The following is a 20,206-nucleotide window of genomic DNA, read 5'->3' on the forward strand; positions in this document are numbered from 1 at the left end:
GCCTCCCTACACGTAGATCCGGGGCAGGCGCAGGCTGAACGCGATGCACAGCTCGTGCTCGATGGTGTGCAGCTGGTAGGCCATCTCGGTGATGGTGCAGACCGCATCCCCCTGCGATCCGACGACGGTCACGATATCCCCGATCTGAGGGTCGAGCCTGCGCCGTGTGCCGTAGGTGCGCAAATCGACCTCGAACATGCACTGGTCCATGCAGATGTTCCCCACCTGGCGGCAGTATTGCCCGTCGAGGATGAAGTTCGTCTGGCCCGAAAGGGCGCGGTTGAGTCCGTCGCCGTATCCCAGAGGGACCGTGCAGATCTTCACGCTGCCGGGGCTGCGGTAGTTGAGCCCGTAGCTCACGCCCTCGCTCATGGGAACCGTCTTGCAGTCGGTGATGCGCGCATACACGCGCATGGCGGGCTTGAGGTTGGCCAGGCTGTGCGTCTCGGGGCAGGGATGGAACCCGTACAGCGAGATCCCCAGCCGGCACATGTCGAAATGCACATCGGGGTAACGGAAAAGGGCGGCGCTGTTTGCCGCGTGCACGATCCCCGGATCGACCCCCGCCGTCCGCATGGCGTCGATGGCTTCGAGGAACCGGTTCACCTGGATGCTGAAATCGAGATTCTCAGGGCAATCGGCGGTGGCGAAATGGGTGAACGTGCCCTTCAGGTCGAGTGCCCGATGGAAGTTGATCTGGCGGAGGAATTCGATCACGTTCTCCGACCGAACGCCGATGCGGTTCATCCCCGTGTTCAGCGCAAGATGGAACGGTGCGCGCATGCCGTGCTGGTCGGCGAGCTCGGCATAGGCGAGCGCGAATTCGGCCGTGTAGACGGAGGGCATCAGCTGGTACTCCAGAAGGAGCGGAGATGCGGCCGCCGGAGGCTCGGAAAGTATGAGGATATCGGCGCCGATGCCGTCCTTCCGCAGCTCGACGCCTTCGTCCACCGTGGCGACGGCGAGCATGTCCGCCCCGCTGCTCAGGGCGGTCCGTGCCACGCGCACCGCCCCGTGGCCGTATGCGTCAGCCTTTACCACGGCGCACAGCTTGCAGCCGGGGCGCATGTGGCGGCGGGCCTCAGTGACGTTGTGGCGGATCGCGCTCAGGTCGATTTCGATCCACGCCCACCGGCGGGACATCGGGTCGATCGCATCAACGCGATCCTGGTCGAAGGGTGCGGCGGCACGCGCCTGGGCATCGTCGTGGGAACGCGAGTACTGGAAGTTGCTGTTTTTCCTGCCGAATCCGGTGAATCCGTTCAGTGTCTCTTCGGCAACCACGATATACCCCTTAGGTCGTTCTGAAATGCGAACTCAAGTATAGCGCAGCGCGTAAACCGCATGTTGTCGTACAATGCCAAGGTGCAAGAAGGTACGGGCACCGTGCGGAAAGGAACATCATGGAAATCACGGAGTCTATTCTCGGCCGCAAGGTCGTCGCCTTGGACGACCGCAAGGCGGTCGGTTCCCTGAAAGAGATCGTGGTGGATTGCGCACAGTACCGCATTTCTCATTACGTGGTGGAAGACGAGGAGGCGCAGGTCGAGATGGCGCTTCCCTTCAACAAGGTCATCGCCGTGGGCGATACATACATGACCATCCAGGATGCCGCGGGGCTGGTCTCGTGCGCCGAGATGTCGACGCCCTACGCCGTGGTCGAGAGCTTCGACCTGCTGGGCTTGAAAGCGTACTCCCGCGCGGGAAATTATCTGGGAACGGTGAAGCTCTACGATATCGACCCCGGAACGGGTGCCCTTGCCCGCATCGTCCTGGACGGCGGCGGGGAATATGGGAAGGGCAGCTTCGTGTCGCTCTCGCCCGAGTTCATTTTCGTCGACGACGGCACGGCGACCGATGCGGACAAGCGTGCGGGCCGCACGGCTGATGCGCAGGTGGGCGATGGAGGAACGGATGCGCAAGAGTCCTCCTCAAAGGATCCCGCCGAAAATGAGCATGAGCCGGTTGCCCCGCAGCTGGAGGGATCGCCCGAGCAGGCAGATGCCCCTGCGGCTTCCGAATCGCAGGTGGAAGAGGCAGCCGAAACCCCCGTCTCTGACGCGCCGAGCGGGCAGGATGTCCCGGAGGATTCCGCTGCGGAAGAGCTTGTCGACGATGAGGATCCCGACGAGGTGCTGAAAGCGTATCTGCTCGGCAAGAAGATCAACGAGAGCGTTTCCAGCGAGGATGGCGCTTTCACGCTGGCGAGCGGGTCCGAGATCACCGCCGACGTGCTGGCCTCCGCGCAGAAAGCGGATGCCCTGCTTCTGCTGACGATGGCGCTGGAAGACGACGAGTAGAGGGGTTCGTGCATCATGGCTGCATTCGATTACGAGAAGCTCATCACCGACATTCCCGATTACCCCAATCCCGGTGTGGTGTTCAAGGACATCACCACGCTGCTCAAAGATCCCCAGGGTTTTTCGAGCGCGATTGACGAGCTGGCGAATCATTTTGCAGGGCAGGGCGTCACCAAGGTGATCGGGGCCGAGGCGCGCGGGTTCATGATCGCCGCGCCGGTGGCGTACAAGCTGGGGGCTGGATTCGTTCCCGCTCGCAAACCGGGCAAGCTTCCGCGTGCGGTGTACAGCGAAGGATACGAGCTGGAGTACGGCACGGACAGCCTGCAGGTCCATCAGGATGCGCTGCAGGCTGACGACGTGGTCCTTCTCGTTGACGATCTGATCGCCACCGGAGGGACGGCTGCCGCCCAGGTCAAGCTTTGCGAGCGGTTCGGCTGCAAGGTCGCCGGCATGGCGTTTTTGATGGAGCTCGACTTCCTCAACCCCCGCGAGCATCTTGCCACGTTCACGGATGTGGAGATCTTCTCGCTCGTGCATGTGAAATAGCCTCTCGAAGCGCACCTCTGCTGTGCGGGCGCACCCCCCATGGGGCGCCCGCACTGTGTTAGGGGCTAGCCGCAGCACTTCCTCACCCAGGCAATGAAGTTGGAGACGGCGTCTCCCGAGCGCTCTGCAGCCGTATGCTTTCCGTCCCATACCGCGACGAAATCGACATCCTGCACGCCGCTTGCCGCCCGTGCCGCCAACGCGAGGTTGATCTCGGTCGTTAAGGGCGCATCGCCTTGCTGAAGGCCCGCCCGGATACGCCAGTGCGGCGCTGGGGTTCCCGTTCCCTTCTGGCTGGCAAGCAGATAGTGCAGGGGACTGGAGATCGCGACCCGCTGCTCCGTGCTCGTGCCCATGCTGTCGACGACGGCAAGGTCTTTCTCGAAATCACGCGGGTATGCGCTGCTCCACTGGGCCAAGCCTGCATACGAACTCGAATTTTCGATTATGAGGCGGGCGATCGTTGCGTCGAAATGCAGGGAACCGTTGCCATCGTCTGAAAACAGCCTGTTTTCCGCAGAGCTTCGATCGAGGGCATCGAATGCGGGGGCGCCTTTCGAGGGGGGCCTGCACGCATTGACGAAACCGGAAAGGCTTTCGATGGAGGCGGTGTTCGACGCTGCGTCGTAGGCGATCCATGCAGAGTTCCCGTTCAAGTAAGCGATGTAGTCTGCCGCGGTGTTGCAGATTGCCCTTGGAGCCAGCGCGCCCCGTGTCTGAGAGCCGCCCGATTTCGAACCGAGCGTCGCAGCGCTTGCCGGGCTCGGCTCCGATTCGACCGTATAGGGGAAGGCGGTTCCTGCGAGGAAGCCGTTCAGCGATTCCTCCACAATTCCCTTCACGTGGTCGTAGTATGTGCCGCTGGTGAAAATTCCTTCGCCTCCTTCATCCAGCCGCAACGGTTCTTCTCCGCTTGCGAGTCCGAGCGAGTTGATGGTTGCCGCATATGACGACGACAAATCGTTGGAAAGCAGCCCGGTGAACGTTCCGGCAGCTCGCGTGTCGTTGGAGCTGAACTGGCCCATGCTCCACTCGCAGGCGGCGTCGGCGTGATCCAAACACGTCTCCGGGTGCCAGCAGGCGACTCCGAATACCGCATCGGAAACGGCGTTCCCCTCAAGATCCATCGTGGGGGCTCCGATTTCCGCCAGGTAGGGATCATAGTCTTCCGACATTCCCGAGGCGCCTAGAATCGCGCTCTGCGCTCCGCCGCCGCCCGCGCCGAAGCTGAAGATGCGCCCGGTGTTGCCAGCCAGGTTGGACGCGTTCGCCCGCAACGTGCGCACCGCCGCTTTGAGGTCGGCGGTGCCCCGTGGAAATCCTCCGGGGGCATCGCCGGCCATATCGTTGCCGCGGAATCCGGCATGCACGTACACGAACCCCGCCTCGATGTAGGCGAGGGCGTCGGCGGCGCCGTATTCGGACGGCGACGCATGCGCGGCGAACTCATCCGATTCGATATAGAGGACGATGGGCGCCTTGCTTGCGGTGAACCCTCCTATGGCGGCCATCTCGGAAGGGGTGCAGGTGTAGGTGCCGTTGGAGTTCTGGGAGGCGTCGAAATACGCTCCGGGGACGTAGATTGCCATGCGTTCGTAGGCGGGTGCCCGGGGGTTCGTGCAATACGCCACATCCAGCTGGTAGAAGATATCGTTCTCCTGGTCGTAGCGCCATATCGACGTATCGATGCCCACCGTGGTGCCCGTGTCGGCCGGGGTTGCGCGCGACCGGCGGCCGCTTTCCGCCACGCAGCCCGTCATCGTGCCGATTGCACCTGCGGCACCGATCGCGGCGATCGATCGCGCGAATTCACGACGCGTGAGTTTCCGCGTGGAACCTCGATTCGAGCAAGCCATGCGTCCTCCTTCAACGTTTTGTGTGAGTATACGTGCTCTCTTCGGATGCGTGGTGAAATCTTTCGATTGCCGCGATGCCCTTCGGAGGTAGGGGTACGCGAGTACACTGGGGGGAAACGTTCGAAGCGGGGGTTGCACATGCCTGAAGATCAATCCGAGATCCCATCGCATATCTTGGTGCGGGGGGCGCGGGTCCATAACCTGTGCGATGTCGATGTGGCGGTGCCGCTCGGCAAATTGGTCGGCATTGCCGGGGTGTCGGGCAGCGGGAAAAGCTCGCTGGCGCTCGGCGTGCTGTACGCCGAGGGGTCCCGGCGCTACCTGGAGGCGCTTTCCACGTACACGCGTCGCCGTATGACGCAGGCGGCGCGGGCGCAGGTGGAAGATGTCCGGTATGTGCCTGCCGCCCTCGCCCTGCATCAGCGTCCCAGCGTGCCGGGGGTGCGCAGCACGTTCGGAACGCAGACCGAGCTGCTGAACTCGCTGCGGCTGATGTTCTCCCGTCTGGCCAGCCATCGCTGCCCCAATGGGCATTATATGGAGCCGACCCTGAGCGTCGCCGCCGAGCAGCCGCTCATCTGCCCGGAATGCGGGGTCGAGGTCATGCCCCCTTCGGCGGAAGACCTTGCTTTCAACAGCGGCGGGGCGTGCCCCACCTGCGGGGGAGTGGGAACCGTCCGCGAGGTCGACCGGTCGACGCTCGTTCCCGACGAGGGCCTTTCGATCGAAGAGGGGGCGGTCGCCCCATGGAACCAGCTGATGTGGAAGGTGATGGTCGATGTCTGCCGCGCATGCGGCGTGCGCACCGACGTGCCCTTCCGCGAACTGACGCCCGAGGAGCGCGCCATCGTGTTCGACGGACCGGCGGAGAAAAGGCACATCCTCTACAAAGCGAGGAACTCGGATACGTTCGCGGAGATGGATTTCACCTACTACAACGCGGTGTACACGGTGGAGAACGCCCTTGCGAAGGTGAAGGACGAGAAGGGTCTGAAGCGCGTCTCGAAGTTCCTGAAGGTCGGCCCCTGCCCCGATTGCCGTGGCACGCGGTTGAGCGAAGCTGCCCGAACGCCGCTCGTCCGCGGCATCGATCTGGGGACTGCGACGTCGATGACCCTCGATGAGCTGGTCGAATGGGTCGCGGGGGTTCCCGCGTCGCTTCCAGGTCCCCTGCGTCCGATGGCGGAGAGGATTTGCGAGTCGTTTCAAGAGGTGGCCAAGCGCCTGCTCGATTTGGGGTTGGGATATCTGTCCCTCGATCGCGCATCATCGACGCTCTCGAACGGCGAGCGGCAACGCGTGCAGCTGGCGCGCTCGGTGCGCAACCGCACGACCGGCGTGCTATACGTGCTCGACGAACCGTCCATCGGATTGCATCCCGCCAACGTCGACGGCTTGCTCGAAGTGATGCGCGATCTGATCGCCGATGGCAACTCGGTCGTGATGGTCGACCACGACACCCGCATCCTCTCCCATGCAGATTGGCTGGTGGAGGTGGGCCCCGGTGCGGGCAAGCGGGGTGGCAGGGTGATTGCGGAAGGCCCGGTGGACTCGATCGAATCGAATGGGGATTCGCTGATCGGACCGTTCCTCGGAGGTTCCGAGGCCGTCGCCGTGAGGGAGCGGGTCCCCGAAGCCCGCATGTTCGACCTGGGGTGCATCCATCTCGAAACAGATGCCGTTCACACGGTCAAGCCGCTGCGGGTGGATATCCCCCGAGGCCGCTTGGTCGTCGTCACGGGGGTGTCGGGCAGCGGGAAGACCACCCTGGTGCTCGAATGCCTCGTCCCCGCCTTGCGAGCGCTGGTTGAAGGCGAGGCCCTGCCCCCTGCCGCGCTCGATTGCGCAATTCGCCCCGGCGAGGAGAGGGCGGCCGACCTGGTGCGGGTGAACCTGATCGACGCGACGCCCATCGGCATCAATTCGCGCAGCACAGTGGCCACCTACTCCGGCGTGCTCGATGACGTGCGCCGTGCCTACGCGCGGACCCCCGATGCGAAGGAACGCGGGCTGAAGGCGGGGGATTTCAGCTACAACACGGGTAAGTTGCGCTGCCCGACCTGCGATGGGACGGGAAGCATATCGCTGGACGTCCAGTTTCTCCCCGATGTGGAGATCGTCTGTCCCGACTGCCATGGCAGCCGGTACGCACCGTGCGCAAGCGAGGTCCATCGCTCTCCTGCAAAGGGCGAGGATGGCGGATCGGCGGGGCTCACGCTGCCGGAGGTGATGGCGCTCGACGTGGACGAGGCGATCTTCGCTCTGGGGGATATCAAGAAAGTTCGATCCCGCTTGCAGATATTGTCCGATTTGGGGCTCGGCTACCTGACTTTGGGCGAAGCGACCCCGGTGCTCTCGGGTGGGGAAGCTCAAAGGCTGAAGCTTGCCAGCGAGATGCGCAAAGGACAGGAAGACGCGCTCTTCGTGTTCGACGAGCCGACGATCGGGCTGCATCCCCTGAACGTGCGGGAGTTGCTCGGCGTGTTCGACGAACTGGTTTCGAGCGGAGCCACCGTTGTGGTGATAGAGCACGACGTTGACGTGATATCGCAAGCTGATTACGTGATCGATCTCGGGCCCGGCGGTGGAGAAAACGGCGGCCGCGTGGTGGTTGCCGGGACCCCCGAGCAAGTTGCCGCCTGCCCCGAAAGCGTGACCGGCCGCTACCTCTAAATCGCATTAATGAATGCGGTTGGATAGGTTGTCCCGAAGGGGTCGGGGCTTATCGTGGAGGCAACTTGTCCGCTTGACAGCGATCGCCGGTTTCGACTCTGTGAAGCTCAGGCTACCGGGAGGGTGGTCCTCCATCTTCGGTGCACCGCGTTAGCTGGAAACGGACTTCATAAAAACAAGCTGGAGCGCTTGCCCCCGATCCCTTCGGTGGCGCGCGCTTCTATGCGGGCAGGCTGGGGATGGCGACGATGAAGCACGCGCCACCTTCGGGCAGGTTATATGCCTCGACCGTGCCGTCGTGCGCCTCCACGACGCTTTTCACGATGGCCAATCCGAGCCCGCTTCCGCCCGTGTTGCGCGCTCGGGAGAAATCGGAGCGGTAGAACCGCTCGAACAGCAGCTTGGGGTCGATATCCCCGAAGCCGGTTCCATCGTCCTTCACGGCGATGACGGAATTGCCCCCGACGCCGTACAGCTCGACCCGGATGTGCCCTCCGGGAGAGGTGAAGTGGCTCGCGTTGTCCACCAGGTTGGACACCACCTGCTTCAGGCGATCGCGGTTTCCCAGCACGTCGGGAGCTTCCCCGGTGATCTCCAGGTTGGCCTCGCGCTCGGCCAGCACCGGGGCCAGCGCATCGCATGCCTCCTGCACCAGCGGTCGCAGATCGACGCGCTTGTACTGCAGTTCCTGTGAATCCCCTTCGATATGCTGCAACGAAAGCAGGTCGTTCACCAGATGGGAAAGCCGTTCGGTTTCCGTGAGGATCGTGTGGGTGAACTTATCGCGCAGAGCCGGGGGAAGGTCGGGGTCATCCAGAAGCTCCGCCGTCCCGTGGATGGCGGTAAGAGGGGTGCGCAGCTCGTGCGCGACATCGCCCACCAGCTGACGTTGCTGCTTTTCCTTCCGGGTGAGGTCGGCGCATTGGGCGTAGGACGAATCGAGCAAGAGCTTGTAGTCCGCTGCGAGGTCGTCCGCTTCCTTCAACGAACCCTGGGCGCTGAAGTCCACCTGCGTGTTGCCCGAGCGCCATGCCCGGATCTTGGCGGAGAGGTCGTTGAGCGGGTAGGCGATGAAATGACCGATGAACAGCGAGAATATGAATACGATCAGGCAGATGGGCACAAGCAGCGCAAACGACGTGAAATCGATCACGCCGCGCAGGCGCGCGATGACGAGCACCACCGCCCCCACGAACACGGCGGTGAGCGCGCACAGGAGGCCGAAATATGTGGAGAGCTTCCTCACCTAGGCGCGGAACCGGTAGCCGTATCCGCGCACGGTTTCCACCATCGTGGAATCGTATCCCGCTTGGGTGATCTTGTCGCGTAGGCGCTTGATGTGGGTGTCGACGGTCTTCGTTTCCGTCAGGTACTCCCAGCCCCATGCGTCGCGCAGAAGGTCCTCGCGCGAAACCACGTTGCCGGCATGTTTCATCAGGGCGGCGAGCAGCTCGAACTCGCGTGGGGTGAGGTCGATGGCCCCCTTCGCGCCCGTTGCGGTGTGGGCGTCTTCGTTGAGCGTGATGCCGCTGGCGGTGATCTCGTGGCTCGCTTCCATCTGCCCGCTGCCGCGCCTCAGGAGGGCGCGCACGCGCGCGATCAGCTCGCGCAGGCCGAACGGCTTGCTCAGATAGTCGTCGCCGCCGATTTCAAGGCCGACCACCTTGTCCAGCTCGGTGTCGCGCGCGGAGAGGAACAGCACCGGTGCGCTCGTGCGGCTGCGCAGGCGGCGGCACAGCTCGTAGCCGTCCATACCGGGCAGCATGATGTCGAGGATGAACAGGTCGTAATCCTTCTGCTGCGCCATGGACAGGGCATCCTCGCCGTTGTTGGCGATGTCGGGCTCGAAGCCTTCCTTGGTGAGGGCGTAGCCTACGAAATCGGTGATGGTCTGCTCGTCGTCCACGACCAGGATGCGCGCGGGTTTCTCTGCCATCTTCGGCTCCTTTTTTCTCGCATGCACAGTACGTTTTGCGCAGTGTTGAATTTCCAGAGTATGATAACACCCGCATATGTTGATGAACCGTTCGGAAGGGGCGGAAAGCGCATGTTACTCACGGTAGATGTCGGCAACTCGCACACCGTTCTGGGAGTTCATGATGGTTCCCGCCTGCGGCATATGTGGCGCGTGGAGACCAACCCCAAGCAGACCGTCGACGAGGTCAGGGTCGCCCTGCATGGGCTTCTCGGCGTCGAGGGCATGGGATTCTCCGACATCACGGACCTCTGCGTGGGTACGGTGGTTCCTCTGCTGAAAAGCCTGTGGTGCCGTGTGGGAGCTTCGCTCTGCGGTGAGAACGTGCTGGCGGTCGGGCCTGATTCGGTGCGGGGCCTTTTGGATGTGAGCTCGTACGCGAGCACGCCCGGAGCCGACCGGCTCGCCGATGCCGTGGCGGCACGCGCTCTGTACGGCGACCCGGTGATCGTGATCGACATGGGCACCGCCACCAACATCGAAGCGGTGGGCGAAGGAGGGCGCTTCCTCGGCGGCGCCATCGCTCCCGGAGTGCAGACGAGCATCGACGGATTGGTGTCGCATACCGCCCTCCTGCCCGAGGTCGAGCTCGTCGACCCCGGCCGCGCCATCGGCGCGAGCACCGTCTCCGCCATACAGATCGGCGTGGTGTACGGGCAAGTCGACGGATTGGACGGTATGGTCCGCCGCATGTGGGACGAGCTGGGCGGGGAATGCCCGGTGATCGCGACGGGGGGCTTCGGCGCGATGCTGGACCAGCTTTCGCAGACCGTGACCGTGGTGAACCCCGAGCTGACCCTCGAGGGCCTGCGCCTTATTTACGAAGCGAATAGGAGGTAGGCGGGCCTGATCGCCACGAAGTCGGTGCGATAGCCCTGCCCCGCGTGTGCTCGCGCGGGCATTTTGAACGTTCGCCCCGTTGAGGGGCGAGCGTGCTGCCGCCTGCGCTACAATCGGCGCCATGCGGACCCGAGAGAAAGGCATGTGCATGCTCACCGATATCGAAATCGCGCAAGCGACCGAAGCCCGCCCCATCGCCGAGATCGCCCAGAAGGTCGGCGTGCCGGAGAAGTACCTGGAGCAGTACGGCCCGTACAAGGCGAAGATCGACTACAATCTCTTGCGCGAGCAGGAGCACACGCCGGGCAAGCTCGTGCTGGTGACCGCCATCAACCCCACGCCTGCGGGCGAGGGCAAGACCACCACATCGGTGGGCTTGGCAGACGGCCTCAACGGCATAGGGAAGCGAGCGGTCCTCGCCCTGCGCGAGCCGAGTCTGGGGCCGGTGTTCGGCATCAAGGGCGGTGCCGCCGGCGGAGGGTATGCTCAGGTCATTCCCATGGAGGATATCAATCTGCATTTCACGGGCGACTTCCACGCCATCGGAGCGGCAAACAATCTGCTCGCCGCGCTGCTTGATGCCCGCATCCACAACAACAACGACCTGGGCATCGACCCGCGCCGCGTCACGTGGAAGCGCGTGGTGGACATGAACGATCGGCAGCTGCGGCACATCGTGGACGGCTTGGGCGGAAAGGCCGACGGCGTCCCGCGCGAGGACGGCTTCGACATCACCGTCGCGAGCGAGGTCATGGCCATCTTCTGCCTGGCAACCAGCATCACCGACCTCAAGGAGCGCCTGGGGCGCATCGTGGTGGGCTACACCTATGACGACAAACCCGTGACCGCGCACGACCTGCATGCGGAAGGTGCGATGGCCGCGCTGTTGAAGGATGCGCTCAAACCCAACATGGTGCAGACGCTGGAGGGCAACCCCGCATTCGTGCATGGCGGCCCCTTCGCCAACATCGCGCACGGCTGCAACAGCATCATGGCCACGCGCATGGCGCTGGCGCTGGGCGATTATTGCGTCACGGAGGCCGGCTTCGGCGCCGACCTGGGCGCTGAGAAGTTCCTCGATATCAAGTGCCGCCTCACCGGGCTGAAGCCCGATGCGGTTGTCGTGGTCGCCACCGTGCGCGCGCTGAAGAATCACGGTGGGGTCCCGAAAGGCCAGTTGGACGAAGAGAACCTGCAGGCGTTGGAGGCGGGTCTTCCCAACCTGCTGCAGCATGTCGAAACCATCGCCAATGTCTACCGGCTTCCCTGCGTGGTCGCCATCAACGCGTTCCCCACGGACACCGAGGCGGAGCTCGGCCTGGTGGAGGCAAAGTGCAAGGAGCTGGGCGTGAACGTCGCCCTGTCCGAGGTATGGGCGAAGGGCGGAGCGGGCGGCAAGGCTCTCGCCGAGGAGGTCGTGCGCCTCTGCGAGCAGCCCAACGGGTTCAGGTTCGCCTACGAGCTCGAAGGCGGCATCGCCGATAAGATCGAGGCGATCGCCAAGACCGTCTACCGCGCCGACGGGATCGACTTCGCGGCGGCGGCCCAGAAGGAGATCGAGCAGCTGGAGGGGTTGGGCTTCGGGGGCATGCCGGTGTGCATGGCGAAGACCCAGTACAGCTTCAGCGACAATCCGGCCCTTTTGGGGGCGCCGCGAGGATTCCGCATGACGGTGCGCAACGTGAAGGTTTCGGCCGGCGCTGGCTTCATCGTTGCGCTCACGGGCAGCATCATGACGATGCCCGGCCTGGGGAAGAACCCCGCGGCCTTCAAGATCGACGTCGACGAGGCCGGGAAGATCACCGGGTTGTTCTAGGCTCCAGCCAGATCCCTTGGAAGCGAAACCGCGCCCCGCCGCCCCTTCGGGCGACGGGGCGCGCTGCGCTTGGGATGGGTGTTGAGCGCGGCGCTAGAGCTTCGCGGGGGAGGGCGAGCGCCGGTTGCCGACGGCGTGGCGGACGGCCCGGGCCACGGGCACCGCCAGGGCGATTTTGATGGCGTCGAGCACGATGAACGGGGCGACGCCCGCTAGGAAGGCGGCTTCAAGCCCCATCCCGGAGACGGCGGCAAGCTGCAGCCAGCCGGCAAGGTAGACGACGATCAGGAACGCGCCCGCGGCCAGGTATTCTATCGCCGCGCTACGCCGCTTCGCGAGCGCGAGCACCCCGACGAGCGCGATCCCTCCGAGCACGAAGCCCCAAAGGAATCCGCCCGTGGGCCCCATGATGCGCCCGATCCCGCCGGACATGCCGCTGAAGAGCGGCAGGCCGATCGCCCCCAGCACCACGTAGAGCGCAAGCGATGCGAGCGCCTCAGAGGGGGAAAGCGCCAAAAGGAGGAACGTGCACACGAAAGTCTGCATCGTGAAGGGCACCGGCCCGAGCGGGATGGTGATCCAGGCGGAGACGGCCAGCAGCGCGACGGACAATCCGACGAACGCAATCGATCTCGTACGGAATTGCGATCTCTTCTCCATGATTCGTCCTTTCAAATCAATTGTTAACTAGAAACAACAATTTAGGTTAACAATATGACAGGGAAGGCGAACGCGCAGGCATTCCCCATTTTCTCCATCTGCATGTATTGTGCGGGGGTTTCATGCGGCTCGACACGGGTGTAATCTTTTCCAGTCATGCTTGCGGAGGGGAAAGAGCGCTCGTGCCGATATCGAAGTGGAGTGAAGAGAAGAACGCTTGGGAGGACGAGCCGGTAATCAAAGGCGAGCCGCGCCCCGGCGCCCCCATGGGCCTCGATCCCGATAACCTCGGCCGTGACGACAAGGTGAACCGCATGGGCACGGGCAGCATCCCGCGCCTGATCACCGAGTTCGCCGTCCCCAGCATCGTCGGCATGCTGGTGAACGGGGCGTACAACATCATAGACTCCATATTCCTCGGCAGCGCGATGCACGAGGTCGGCCAAGCGGCGGTGACTGCCGCCAACCCCATCATGATCGTGTTCATGGCGATCTCCATGCTCATCGGCAACGGCGGCAACGCGCTGGCCGCTTTGCGCATGGGCGAGGGCGATCGCCAAGGTGCCGAGCGCAGCCTGGGCAACACGGTGACGCTCTCCATCATCGTCAGCGTGTTCGTCGCGGCGCTCGCGTTCGTTCCCGCATGCATCAACGGACTCTTGACCATAAGCGGAACCACACCGGAAGTGTGGGACTACGCGAAAAGCTTCATCCAAATCCTCAGCCTGGGATTCGTGCTGCAATGCATCGGCATGGGCGTGAACAACTTCATCCGCACCGCGGGCAACCCCAACCGCGCGCTCGGCACCATGGTAATCGGCGCCATCGGTTGCATTGCCGGCAACTACCTGTTCGTCATGGTGTTCGGATGGGGTGTTGCGGGCAGCGCGCTGGGAACCCTGGTCGGGCAGGCGGCGAGTTGCGTGAGCGTGCTGTGGTTCTTCGTCGTCACGCCCAATGTTCCCCTGAAGCTGCACGTGCGCAACATGCTCCTGGAGGGGCGCACCGTGCGGTTGCTCCTCTCGCTCGGGTTCGCCAGCTTCGCGATCCAAGCCGCTGCCGCGGTGGTGAACTTCGTGCTGAACAACATGCTCGTCAAATACGGTGCCCAAAACGTTCTGGGGCAGGATGCGGCGCTGGCGAGCATCGGCGTGGTCAGTCGCATTTCGATGTCCGTTCTGTTCCCGCTTATCGGCGTTGCCGTGGCGCTGCAGCCGCTGTTGGGATACAACTACGGCGCCCATCTGTTCAAGCGCGTGCGCACCACGCTGTTCGAGGGCATGGCGGGCGCGACCGTGATCGGGACCGTGCTCTGGGCTTGCGTGCAGCTGTGGCCGAACCAGATCGTCGGATGGTTCGGCATACAGAATCCCGATCTGGTGGCCTTCACCGCGCATGCGCTTCAAGTGCAGCTGGCGCTCGTCCCCTTGATCGGCTTCCAGGTGGTGGGCGGCAACTATTTCCAAGCGACGGGCCAGCCGCTCAAAAGCGCGTTCATCTCGCTCACGCGCCAGGTGCTGTTCCTGATCCCCCTCTACCTGGTGCTGCCCGAGGTCCTTCCCCAGATGATGCCGCAGTTCGCAGGTCTTGACGCGCTGTACTATGCAGCGCCCATCGCCGACTTCCTCGCCGTGTTCATCACCATCGTGTTCCTGTTGATGGAGATGCGCCGCATGAAGAAGCTGGAATCGGGTGAATTGCAGGTGGCGAGTTTCTAAGGATCCCTTTGCCGCGCCGCCGCCTCGCTCGTGCGATATTCTGGAAAGATTGCAAGCTCCCGGCCGCCGCGCAGTAGAATCCACCGTATGGAAAAATCACAGCAATCATCGGGCCTCAGCTACCTCGCCCTCGCGGTGATGGTGGTGGGCACGAGCCTGGGCGGCATGTCCCAGACCGGCATGAACACCGCGCTTCCGCAGATCATGTCCGATACCGGCGTATCGGTGGGGGTTTCCCAGTGGCTGGTCACGCTCTTCCAGCTCTGCCTGGGCATCACGATGCCGACAGTTGCGTTCCTTTCGAAGAGGTTCACCGCAAAGTCCCTGTTCATCGCATCGACAGCGCTATTCGCGCTCGGCTCGTTCATCATCGCCGCCGCGCAGACGTTCCCCTCGATGGTCGTCGGGCGCGTTCTGGAGGGCATCGGGGCCGGCGTTCAGATGCCCCTCGTGCAAATGGTCGTTTTCGCCCACTACCCGCGCGAACGCTGGGGGACCATCATGGGCTTCGCCGGTCTTGCCTTCGGTTTCAGCCCCAACATCGGTCCCATGCTGGTGGGGGTATTCATCCAATCCATGGGCTGGCGCAGCGCATTCGTGTTCTTCGGCGCTCTCTCCCTGCTCATCGCCCTGATCGAAGTTGCGGCCCTGCATTCCGAAACGGTATCCGGCGATGCGCTTCCCCTGGATATCTTCTCGCTGCTGCTGTCTATTGCGGGGTTCGGCATCCTTCTGCTGGGGTTCGCGAACGTGAGCGACTATGGGTTCGCCTCATGGGAGACGCTCGTCCCCCTGGCGGTCGGCCTCGCGGGGACCGCCGCGTTCTTCGCTCGCGAGGTGCGCGTTCCCCATCCCCTGCTTGATATGGCGGTGTTCCGCGACCGCGATTTCACCGTCGGGACGATTATGGTGTGCCTGCTGTTCTGCGCCTTCATCGGCGTGACGCTGGTCATCCCTTTGGGCTTGCAGAAGGTGCAGGGGTTCAGCGCCCTGGAGGCGGGCATGGCCCTGCTTCCAGGCACGGTTTCGGCGTTCATCGTGAATCCGCTTTCGGGCATCCTGTACGATCGCTTTGGCGCCCGACCGGTGATCTGCGTCGGGGCGCTTCTGCTGGTTGTCGGTACGGTGGGCATGCACGATCTGGGGAGCATGACCGATCTCTGGGTGATCATGGGCTGGCAGGCGGTGCGAGCCTTCGGCATCAGCGCGCTCATCCAGCTTCTGTCGACGTGGAGCGTGCATCGGTTGGATGCGGGGCTCATCGCCGATGGCACCAGCGTAAGCAACGCCTTCCGCCAGGTCGCCGCGGCGGCGGGCACGTCGATCATGGTCATCCTGATGGCGATCGGCGGTTCCCCCGGCTCCATCACGGCGCTGGGGGTGGACGTGGCGGTGTTCTTCAGCTTCGTCTGCTCGACTATCCTTTGCGTGCTCGCCTTCGCCTTCGTCAAGAAGGAGCGGCGCTAGCTCTCCGCTACGCGATGCCGACGCAGGGGCTCCCCGCCAGATAGGCGAGGAAGCATCCGGCGGAGAGCGCCGGGCCGAAGGGGAATGCGGTCCTTTTCCCTGCGTCGCGGAACGCGATGAGGAAGATGCCCTGCAGTGCGCCGATCGCCGCTCCTATCGCGAACGCGAGCAGCACGAGCTTCCAACCTAGAAGCAATCCTGCGGCGGCCATCAGCTTGATGTCGCCGCCTCCCAGTCCGTCCATCGCAAGGGAGCAGGCGAGCATGGGCGCGCTGGCAGCGACCAATCCAAGCGGTCGGTCGACGAGCGCAACCCCTTCGGGCACGCCTGCGATGGCGGCAAGCACGGCAAGCGCCGCGATGGCGGCGACGAGGGCGGGCGGGATGGTTGATGTTTCCAAGTCGATCAGGCTCACCGCGACGAGGGTGCCCGCGAAGGCGATGCCGATAATGCAGCTGGGGGAGGGGCCGAACACCGCCCAGCATGCCGCCGCGGCAGCCGCGGTGAGCGGGACGGCGCGGGTGAGTGCGGACGTCGAGGCCATGCTATGCGCCTCGTTGAACGTGCGCTCCGCCGAGCCGGTCGGATGCGGATGGGCGCCTGCGCCGTTCGCGCAGGGCCAACATGGCGAGGATGATTGTCGCGGCGGCGCTGCCGGCGATGCCGAATTCGATGCCCCAGGGACGCCATGCTAGGCGGATCTCGTGGGTGCCGGCGGGCACGTCGACGGCCATGAACCCGTAATCGACCTTCTCAAGCGCGGCCGGCTGCCCATCGACGAACGCCTTGAATCCGCGATCGTAGGGGATGCTGAAGAATACCAGGTTCTCCCGGTCGAGCGAGATGCTTGCGGTGTATCCCCCTGGATCTGCGCCGAATGCGCTGCACGCGCTTGCCGCCCGCTCGTCGGCGTAGTCGAAGAACCGGTTCAGCGTCATCGCGCTTTCGGGCATGCTCTCATCCTCCTGCAGCAAGTGCCCGTACCTCTCCGCTTGCTCGTCGGTGAGGATCAGGTCCTTCACCAGAAGGCGGTCCGCCGCGATGCTCGGCAGGTGGGAGTTCTTGCGCAGCTGCGTGTAGGCGCGCTCGGTTATGAACGTGTCGAACGTGAATCCCATGGGGATGAAATGCCGCGTCTCGTACACGGCGAATCCGTCGGTCTCCCCGGTTCGCTCGTATCCGGAGGGGGTGGCGGAGCCAGCATCGTCATCGCTTGCGGCATCTTCGACGAGGGGGACGCTGGAGCTGGAGCCGAACAGCCCGCCGAACAGGTCGGACGAGGGGGAGTCCGCCTTCGTGATATTGCGCAGGTAGTAACGTGTGGACATGAGGTGCCGAAGCCCCGCATGGGACATGTCGATGTTCGATTCCTGCATGCGGCCGTCCTCGAACGCCTCGTAGATGTCGAAGGTCGAGGACGCCGGGGTGGAAAGGAAGGTGCGGTTTACGGGCAGCCCCCAGATGAGGGTCCAATTCTGCGCGCTGTCATCGGTTTCCACGCGGGCATAGGAGCTCTCATCCACATCCGGGGCGTTCTGAAGGCATTGGACCTCGAAGTTCTCCGCTTCGCCATTCGAGTACACCAGGCATCCATCCAGCAGCACGCATCCCGTCGAGAGCGCGCAGCAAAACGCGATGGCGCCTGCGGCGCTCCAACTCGCGAGGTTGGAACCCTGGGGCCGGGTGCTTCGATTGACCAGGAGCAACCACAGGAACACGAGCATCGCCATCGTCGAGACGATGATGAGCGCATAGTACTTGAAATTCCCTGGCACGGAGAGCAGCCCGTTCGCGATAGGCTCGGCCTGCCCGGGAAGGAACCCGAATGCGAGGAAGAAGAGGGTGGCGGCAAGGACCGCCGTGGCACCGCGTTTCAGATTGCGCGTGCCGGCCCTTTCGAGCGCTTCAGCCGACATGGCAGCCGCAACGAGGACGGGTAGGTAGTACCAGCGTGCGTAGAAGGTGGAATTCATGGCGCTGAACAGGGCAGATAGTCCGGGGATGACCGCCATGGCGCCGAGCGCGGCGATCAGTCGGACCTTCCAATCGGCGCATGCGCATGCGCCCCCGCGCCCCTGCCGCGTTTTAAGAATGTAGGCGATCACGCCCGCAAGGGAGAGGCATGGCAGGTAGAGGCTCACCGACGCCCACTGGATCTCGGAGTTGTTGAACAGCGATTGGCGCCCCATGAGCTCCGGTACCAGGAAAGCGCTCTTCACGATGGACCAGAACGTGGTCGGCTCGCGGAACGCAAGCAGATCGTCGCCGCTGATATGGCTGCTGATGCGCGAGTTTCCCATCACGCCGCCCACGGTTTGCACCAGGAATGCCGCGGCGAGCAGCACGCCGAGGAATCCGTACGCGCAGGCCGCGGCGAGCAGGCGCCGATTGCGGCTCCTCCTGCGCAGCTCGCTGTCCGCGAGCGAGGGGTCGGCCGCGCGGAGCGCGCGCATCGCGCGCGTGGTCCAGACCCCCTTGTCATCGCGCTGTAGCAGCGGGTCCCGCTTCCCGCCGCCGGCCTTCTGCCGGAGGCGCAATTCGCGCAGCGCCCTTCGCGCGGCAGCGGGGCGCCAGGCCCGGTATCTGATCAGGTAGTAGATGGCGAGGAATACGACTTCCCCGAAGAAGAAGTAGTAGTTGATGCACGCCATGAGCGCCGTTCCCAGGGCGAACAGGGTGCCCGCATGGCGCTCCTCGCGCATAAGCCGGTCGAACCCGTACAGGTACAGCGGGAAGAACGCCGTCACATCGTGGAAGTGCGAGAAGACGATGTTCACGGCCTGGAATCCGCTGAACGCGTACAGGAGGGCGCCGATCAGCGCCGCACGGTCGGTGCGCGTGAACTGGCGGACCCAGAGGAACGCGGTGCAGGTGGCGGTCCCGTACCGCAGCGCCATGATCGCCGGAAGCGCGTAGGGGACGGCGGACGTGGGAAGCAGCATGCTCGCCCAGAAGAACGGGCTTCCCCACAGGTAGAACCCGTACGATCCCGCCATGGAGCCGCCCAGTTCGATGTTGGGATTCCACCACAGGTACCCGTCGGCCACCGCCTGATGGGCGCTCGTGTAGAATTCGATGGTCTGGAACACGTAATCGCCGAAGTAGTAGAAGAAGCCGCCCCGGTAGGCGATCGCGGGCAGGCACGCCAGCAGGTAGAGCAGCGTTCCCGCGAGGAACGCGGCACAGTACCGGTGATGTCGTGCGAACTTCAGCATTCCGCAAGTATAGGGCATGGGGCCGGGGGTGTTCACGGGCAAAGGTGGTATCGTTGCGAGCGCGGCGTAGCTATCGAATAAGCAGCTATTCGGTAGAATTCGCGGCGCTTTACCCTGTTAGAGTACAATAACGGGCAAACGGATGGCGGCGGCGTATCGGGAAAGGAATCGTGTGCATGAGTGATCTCAGGACGCCCAGCGTAGAGGCGTTTCTCGATGTGATCGTGGGGGTAAAGGATAAGGACCAGGCATATTCCCTGATAGAGGACATATTCACCATCCGGGAAATCAAGGAGACGTCGCAGCGTCTGGCAGTGGCGCGCATGCTCGATGCGGGCAAGCCCTACGTCGCCATCGAGGAGGCCACGGGCGCGTCTGCCACCACCATCGCACGGGTCTCCAAGGCCCTCAATTACGGGTCCGGCGGGTATCGCATCGCTCTCGACGTGCTCGGCGCCGCAGAGGGGGAGTAGCCCCTTAAGCGATTCCGTATCGCTTGACGTTGCGGCTGAAGCACTCGAAGATCAGCTGGGCGCGCGTTCCCATCGGCAGCTGGTTCTGCGCGAGGAAGCCGGGCACGTCGTTGACGGGCACCGTGAACACCTCGATGTACTCGCTTGATTCAGTCTGCTGGCCCAGGTGCGGCTCGTTCTCGACGTGCACGTACACCACCTGCACGCTTTCCTCCGAAAGCCCAGCGCTCGAATATCCCGGCTGCTCGAGCGGATTCACGTGGGCGCGGCCCTGCCCATCGCGCGAAAGGGCGTACCCCGTCTCCTCCCGCAGCTCGCGCTCCACCGCCTGCTCGATGGTCTCGCCCGGGTCGATCAGGCCCGAGGGGAACTGGATGCACCATTCGTTGAGCGCGTAGCGGAACTCCTTTATGGCGACCAGCCGGTTGTCCTCGGTGCGCGGAACGATGCACACGGCGTCGGGCGCCTGCGACGAGGCCGGCCCCTTCGGGATCCCCCGCAGCATGGCGATGTACTCGTCCTTCGGCTTGCGCGAAATCGCCTCATAGGTGTAAGCGCGGCCGTCGGGCAGGCGATAGTGCAGCAGATACTTCTTTATCCAGCCGTCGGCGACCTGCTCCACGCTTTCCAGTTGGGGGTCAGGCATGTTACGCGATTCTGCCAT

16 protein-coding genes are annotated in these 20,206 nt (G+C 63.9%); 8 read left to right on the forward strand and 8 right to left on the reverse strand.

The genetic code is table 11. From position 1 onward, the window contains the following. Nucleotides 1-6: 6 nt before the first annotated feature. Complete coding sequence (gene alr / locus NOV21_RS04940) at nucleotides 7-1,284, reverse strand: alanine racemase (protein WP_283170090.1); 1,278 nt, start codon at nucleotides 1,282-1,284, stop codon at nucleotides 7-9. 119 nt (nucleotides 1,285-1,403) lie between these two features. Here alr and NOV21_RS04945 point away from each other — a divergent pair, with 119 nt between their 5' ends. Both NOV21_RS04945 and NOV21_RS04950 read left to right on the forward strand, forming a co-directional pair. Further along, nucleotides 1,404-2,300: a PRC-barrel domain-containing protein gene (locus NOV21_RS04945; protein WP_283170091.1), complete on the forward strand. Its 897-nt coding sequence runs from the start codon at nucleotides 1,404-1,406 to the stop codon at nucleotides 2,298-2,300. Between the two features lie 15 nt (nucleotides 2,301-2,315). Continuing rightward, nucleotides 2,316-2,849 (forward strand): adenine phosphoribosyltransferase, encoded by a 534-nt coding sequence (locus tag NOV21_RS04950; protein WP_283170092.1) that lies wholly within the window; start codon nucleotides 2,316-2,318, stop codon nucleotides 2,847-2,849. 65 nt (nucleotides 2,850-2,914) lie between these two features. Here the strand turns inward: NOV21_RS04950 and NOV21_RS04955 are convergent, their stop codons facing one another. Then, on the reverse strand, nucleotides 2,915-4,705 hold the full coding sequence (locus NOV21_RS04955; protein WP_283170093.1) for an esterase: 1,791 nt from the start codon (nucleotides 4,703-4,705) through the stop codon (nucleotides 2,915-2,917). Between the two features lie 138 nt (nucleotides 4,706-4,843). Between NOV21_RS04955 and NOV21_RS04960 the strand changes: the two genes are divergently transcribed. Beyond that, on the forward strand, nucleotides 4,844-7,378 hold the full coding sequence (locus NOV21_RS04960) for an excinuclease ABC subunit UvrA (protein ID WP_283170094.1): 2,535 nt from the start codon (nucleotides 4,844-4,846) through the stop codon (nucleotides 7,376-7,378). Between the two features lie 220 nt (nucleotides 7,379-7,598). Here the strand turns inward: NOV21_RS04960 and NOV21_RS04965 are convergent, their stop codons facing one another. Together NOV21_RS04965 and NOV21_RS04970 are read right to left on the reverse strand one after the other, a co-directional pair. Beyond that, nucleotides 7,599-8,624, reverse strand: coding sequence for a sensor histidine kinase (locus tag NOV21_RS04965; protein ID WP_283170095.1), 1,026 nt, complete (start codon nucleotides 8,622-8,624; stop codon nucleotides 7,599-7,601). Continuing rightward, nucleotides 8,625-9,314 (reverse strand): response regulator transcription factor, encoded by a 690-nt coding sequence (locus NOV21_RS04970; protein WP_283170096.1) that lies wholly within the window; start codon nucleotides 9,312-9,314, stop codon nucleotides 8,625-8,627. Nucleotides 9,315-9,425: 111 nt separating this feature from the next. On the opposite strand from NOV21_RS04970, the gene NOV21_RS04975 reads away from it, so the two are divergent. Further along, nucleotides 9,426-10,193, forward strand: coding sequence for a type III pantothenate kinase (locus tag NOV21_RS04975; protein WP_283170097.1), 768 nt, complete (start codon nucleotides 9,426-9,428; stop codon nucleotides 10,191-10,193). A gap of 148 nt (nucleotides 10,194-10,341) precedes the next feature. Continuing rightward, a complete protein-coding gene (locus NOV21_RS04980; protein WP_283170098.1) occupies nucleotides 10,342-12,009 on the forward strand; it encodes a formate--tetrahydrofolate ligase in 1,668 nt (555 codons plus the stop codon). Between the two features lie 93 nt (nucleotides 12,010-12,102). Here the strand turns inward: NOV21_RS04980 and NOV21_RS04985 are convergent, their stop codons facing one another. Next, entirely contained in the window at nucleotides 12,103-12,669 is a 567-nt protein-coding gene (locus NOV21_RS04985) for a biotin transporter BioY (RefSeq protein ID WP_283170099.1), read from the reverse strand. A gap of 182 nt (nucleotides 12,670-12,851) precedes the next feature. On the opposite strand from NOV21_RS04985, the gene NOV21_RS04990 reads away from it, so the two are divergent. Further along, on the forward strand, nucleotides 12,852-14,387 hold the full coding sequence (locus NOV21_RS04990) for an MATE family efflux transporter (RefSeq protein ID WP_283170100.1): 1,536 nt from the start codon (nucleotides 12,852-12,854) through the stop codon (nucleotides 14,385-14,387). A gap of 87 nt (nucleotides 14,388-14,474) precedes the next feature. Beyond that, nucleotides 14,475-15,854 (forward strand): DHA2 family efflux MFS transporter permease subunit, encoded by a 1,380-nt coding sequence (locus tag NOV21_RS04995; protein ID WP_283170101.1) that lies wholly within the window; start codon nucleotides 14,475-14,477, stop codon nucleotides 15,852-15,854. Nucleotides 15,855-15,861: 7 nt separating this feature from the next. Here NOV21_RS04995 and NOV21_RS05000 read toward each other — a convergent pair whose 3' ends face one another. Together NOV21_RS05000 and NOV21_RS05005 are read right to left on the reverse strand one after the other, a co-directional pair. Then, nucleotides 15,862-16,398: a prepilin peptidase gene (locus NOV21_RS05000; RefSeq protein WP_283170102.1), complete on the reverse strand. Its 537-nt coding sequence runs from the start codon at nucleotides 16,396-16,398 to the stop codon at nucleotides 15,862-15,864. Between the two features lies 1 nt (nucleotide 16,399). After that, nucleotides 16,400-19,105 carry a YfhO family protein gene (locus NOV21_RS05005; RefSeq protein WP_283170250.1) on the reverse strand — a complete coding sequence of 902 codons (2,706 nt, stop codon included), beginning with the start codon at nucleotides 19,103-19,105 and terminating at the stop codon, nucleotides 16,400-16,402. A gap of 140 nt (nucleotides 19,106-19,245) precedes the next feature. Here NOV21_RS05005 and NOV21_RS05010 point away from each other — a divergent pair, with 140 nt between their 5' ends. Then, complete coding sequence (locus tag NOV21_RS05010; RefSeq protein WP_283170103.1) at nucleotides 19,246-19,542, forward strand: YerC/YecD family TrpR-related protein; 297 nt, start codon at nucleotides 19,246-19,248, stop codon at nucleotides 19,540-19,542. 4 nt (nucleotides 19,543-19,546) lie between these two features. Here NOV21_RS05010 and NOV21_RS05015 read toward each other — a convergent pair whose 3' ends face one another. After that, nucleotides 19,547-20,206 carry an NUDIX domain-containing protein gene (locus tag NOV21_RS05015; RefSeq protein WP_283170104.1) on the reverse strand — a complete coding sequence of 220 codons (660 nt, stop codon included), beginning with the start codon at nucleotides 20,204-20,206 and terminating at the stop codon, nucleotides 19,547-19,549.

It is taken from the genome of Curtanaerobium respiraculi, from assembly GCF_024609215.1.
Taxonomy (GTDB): domain Bacteria; phylum Actinomycetota; class Coriobacteriia; order Coriobacteriales; family Eggerthellaceae; genus Curtanaerobium; species Curtanaerobium respiraculi.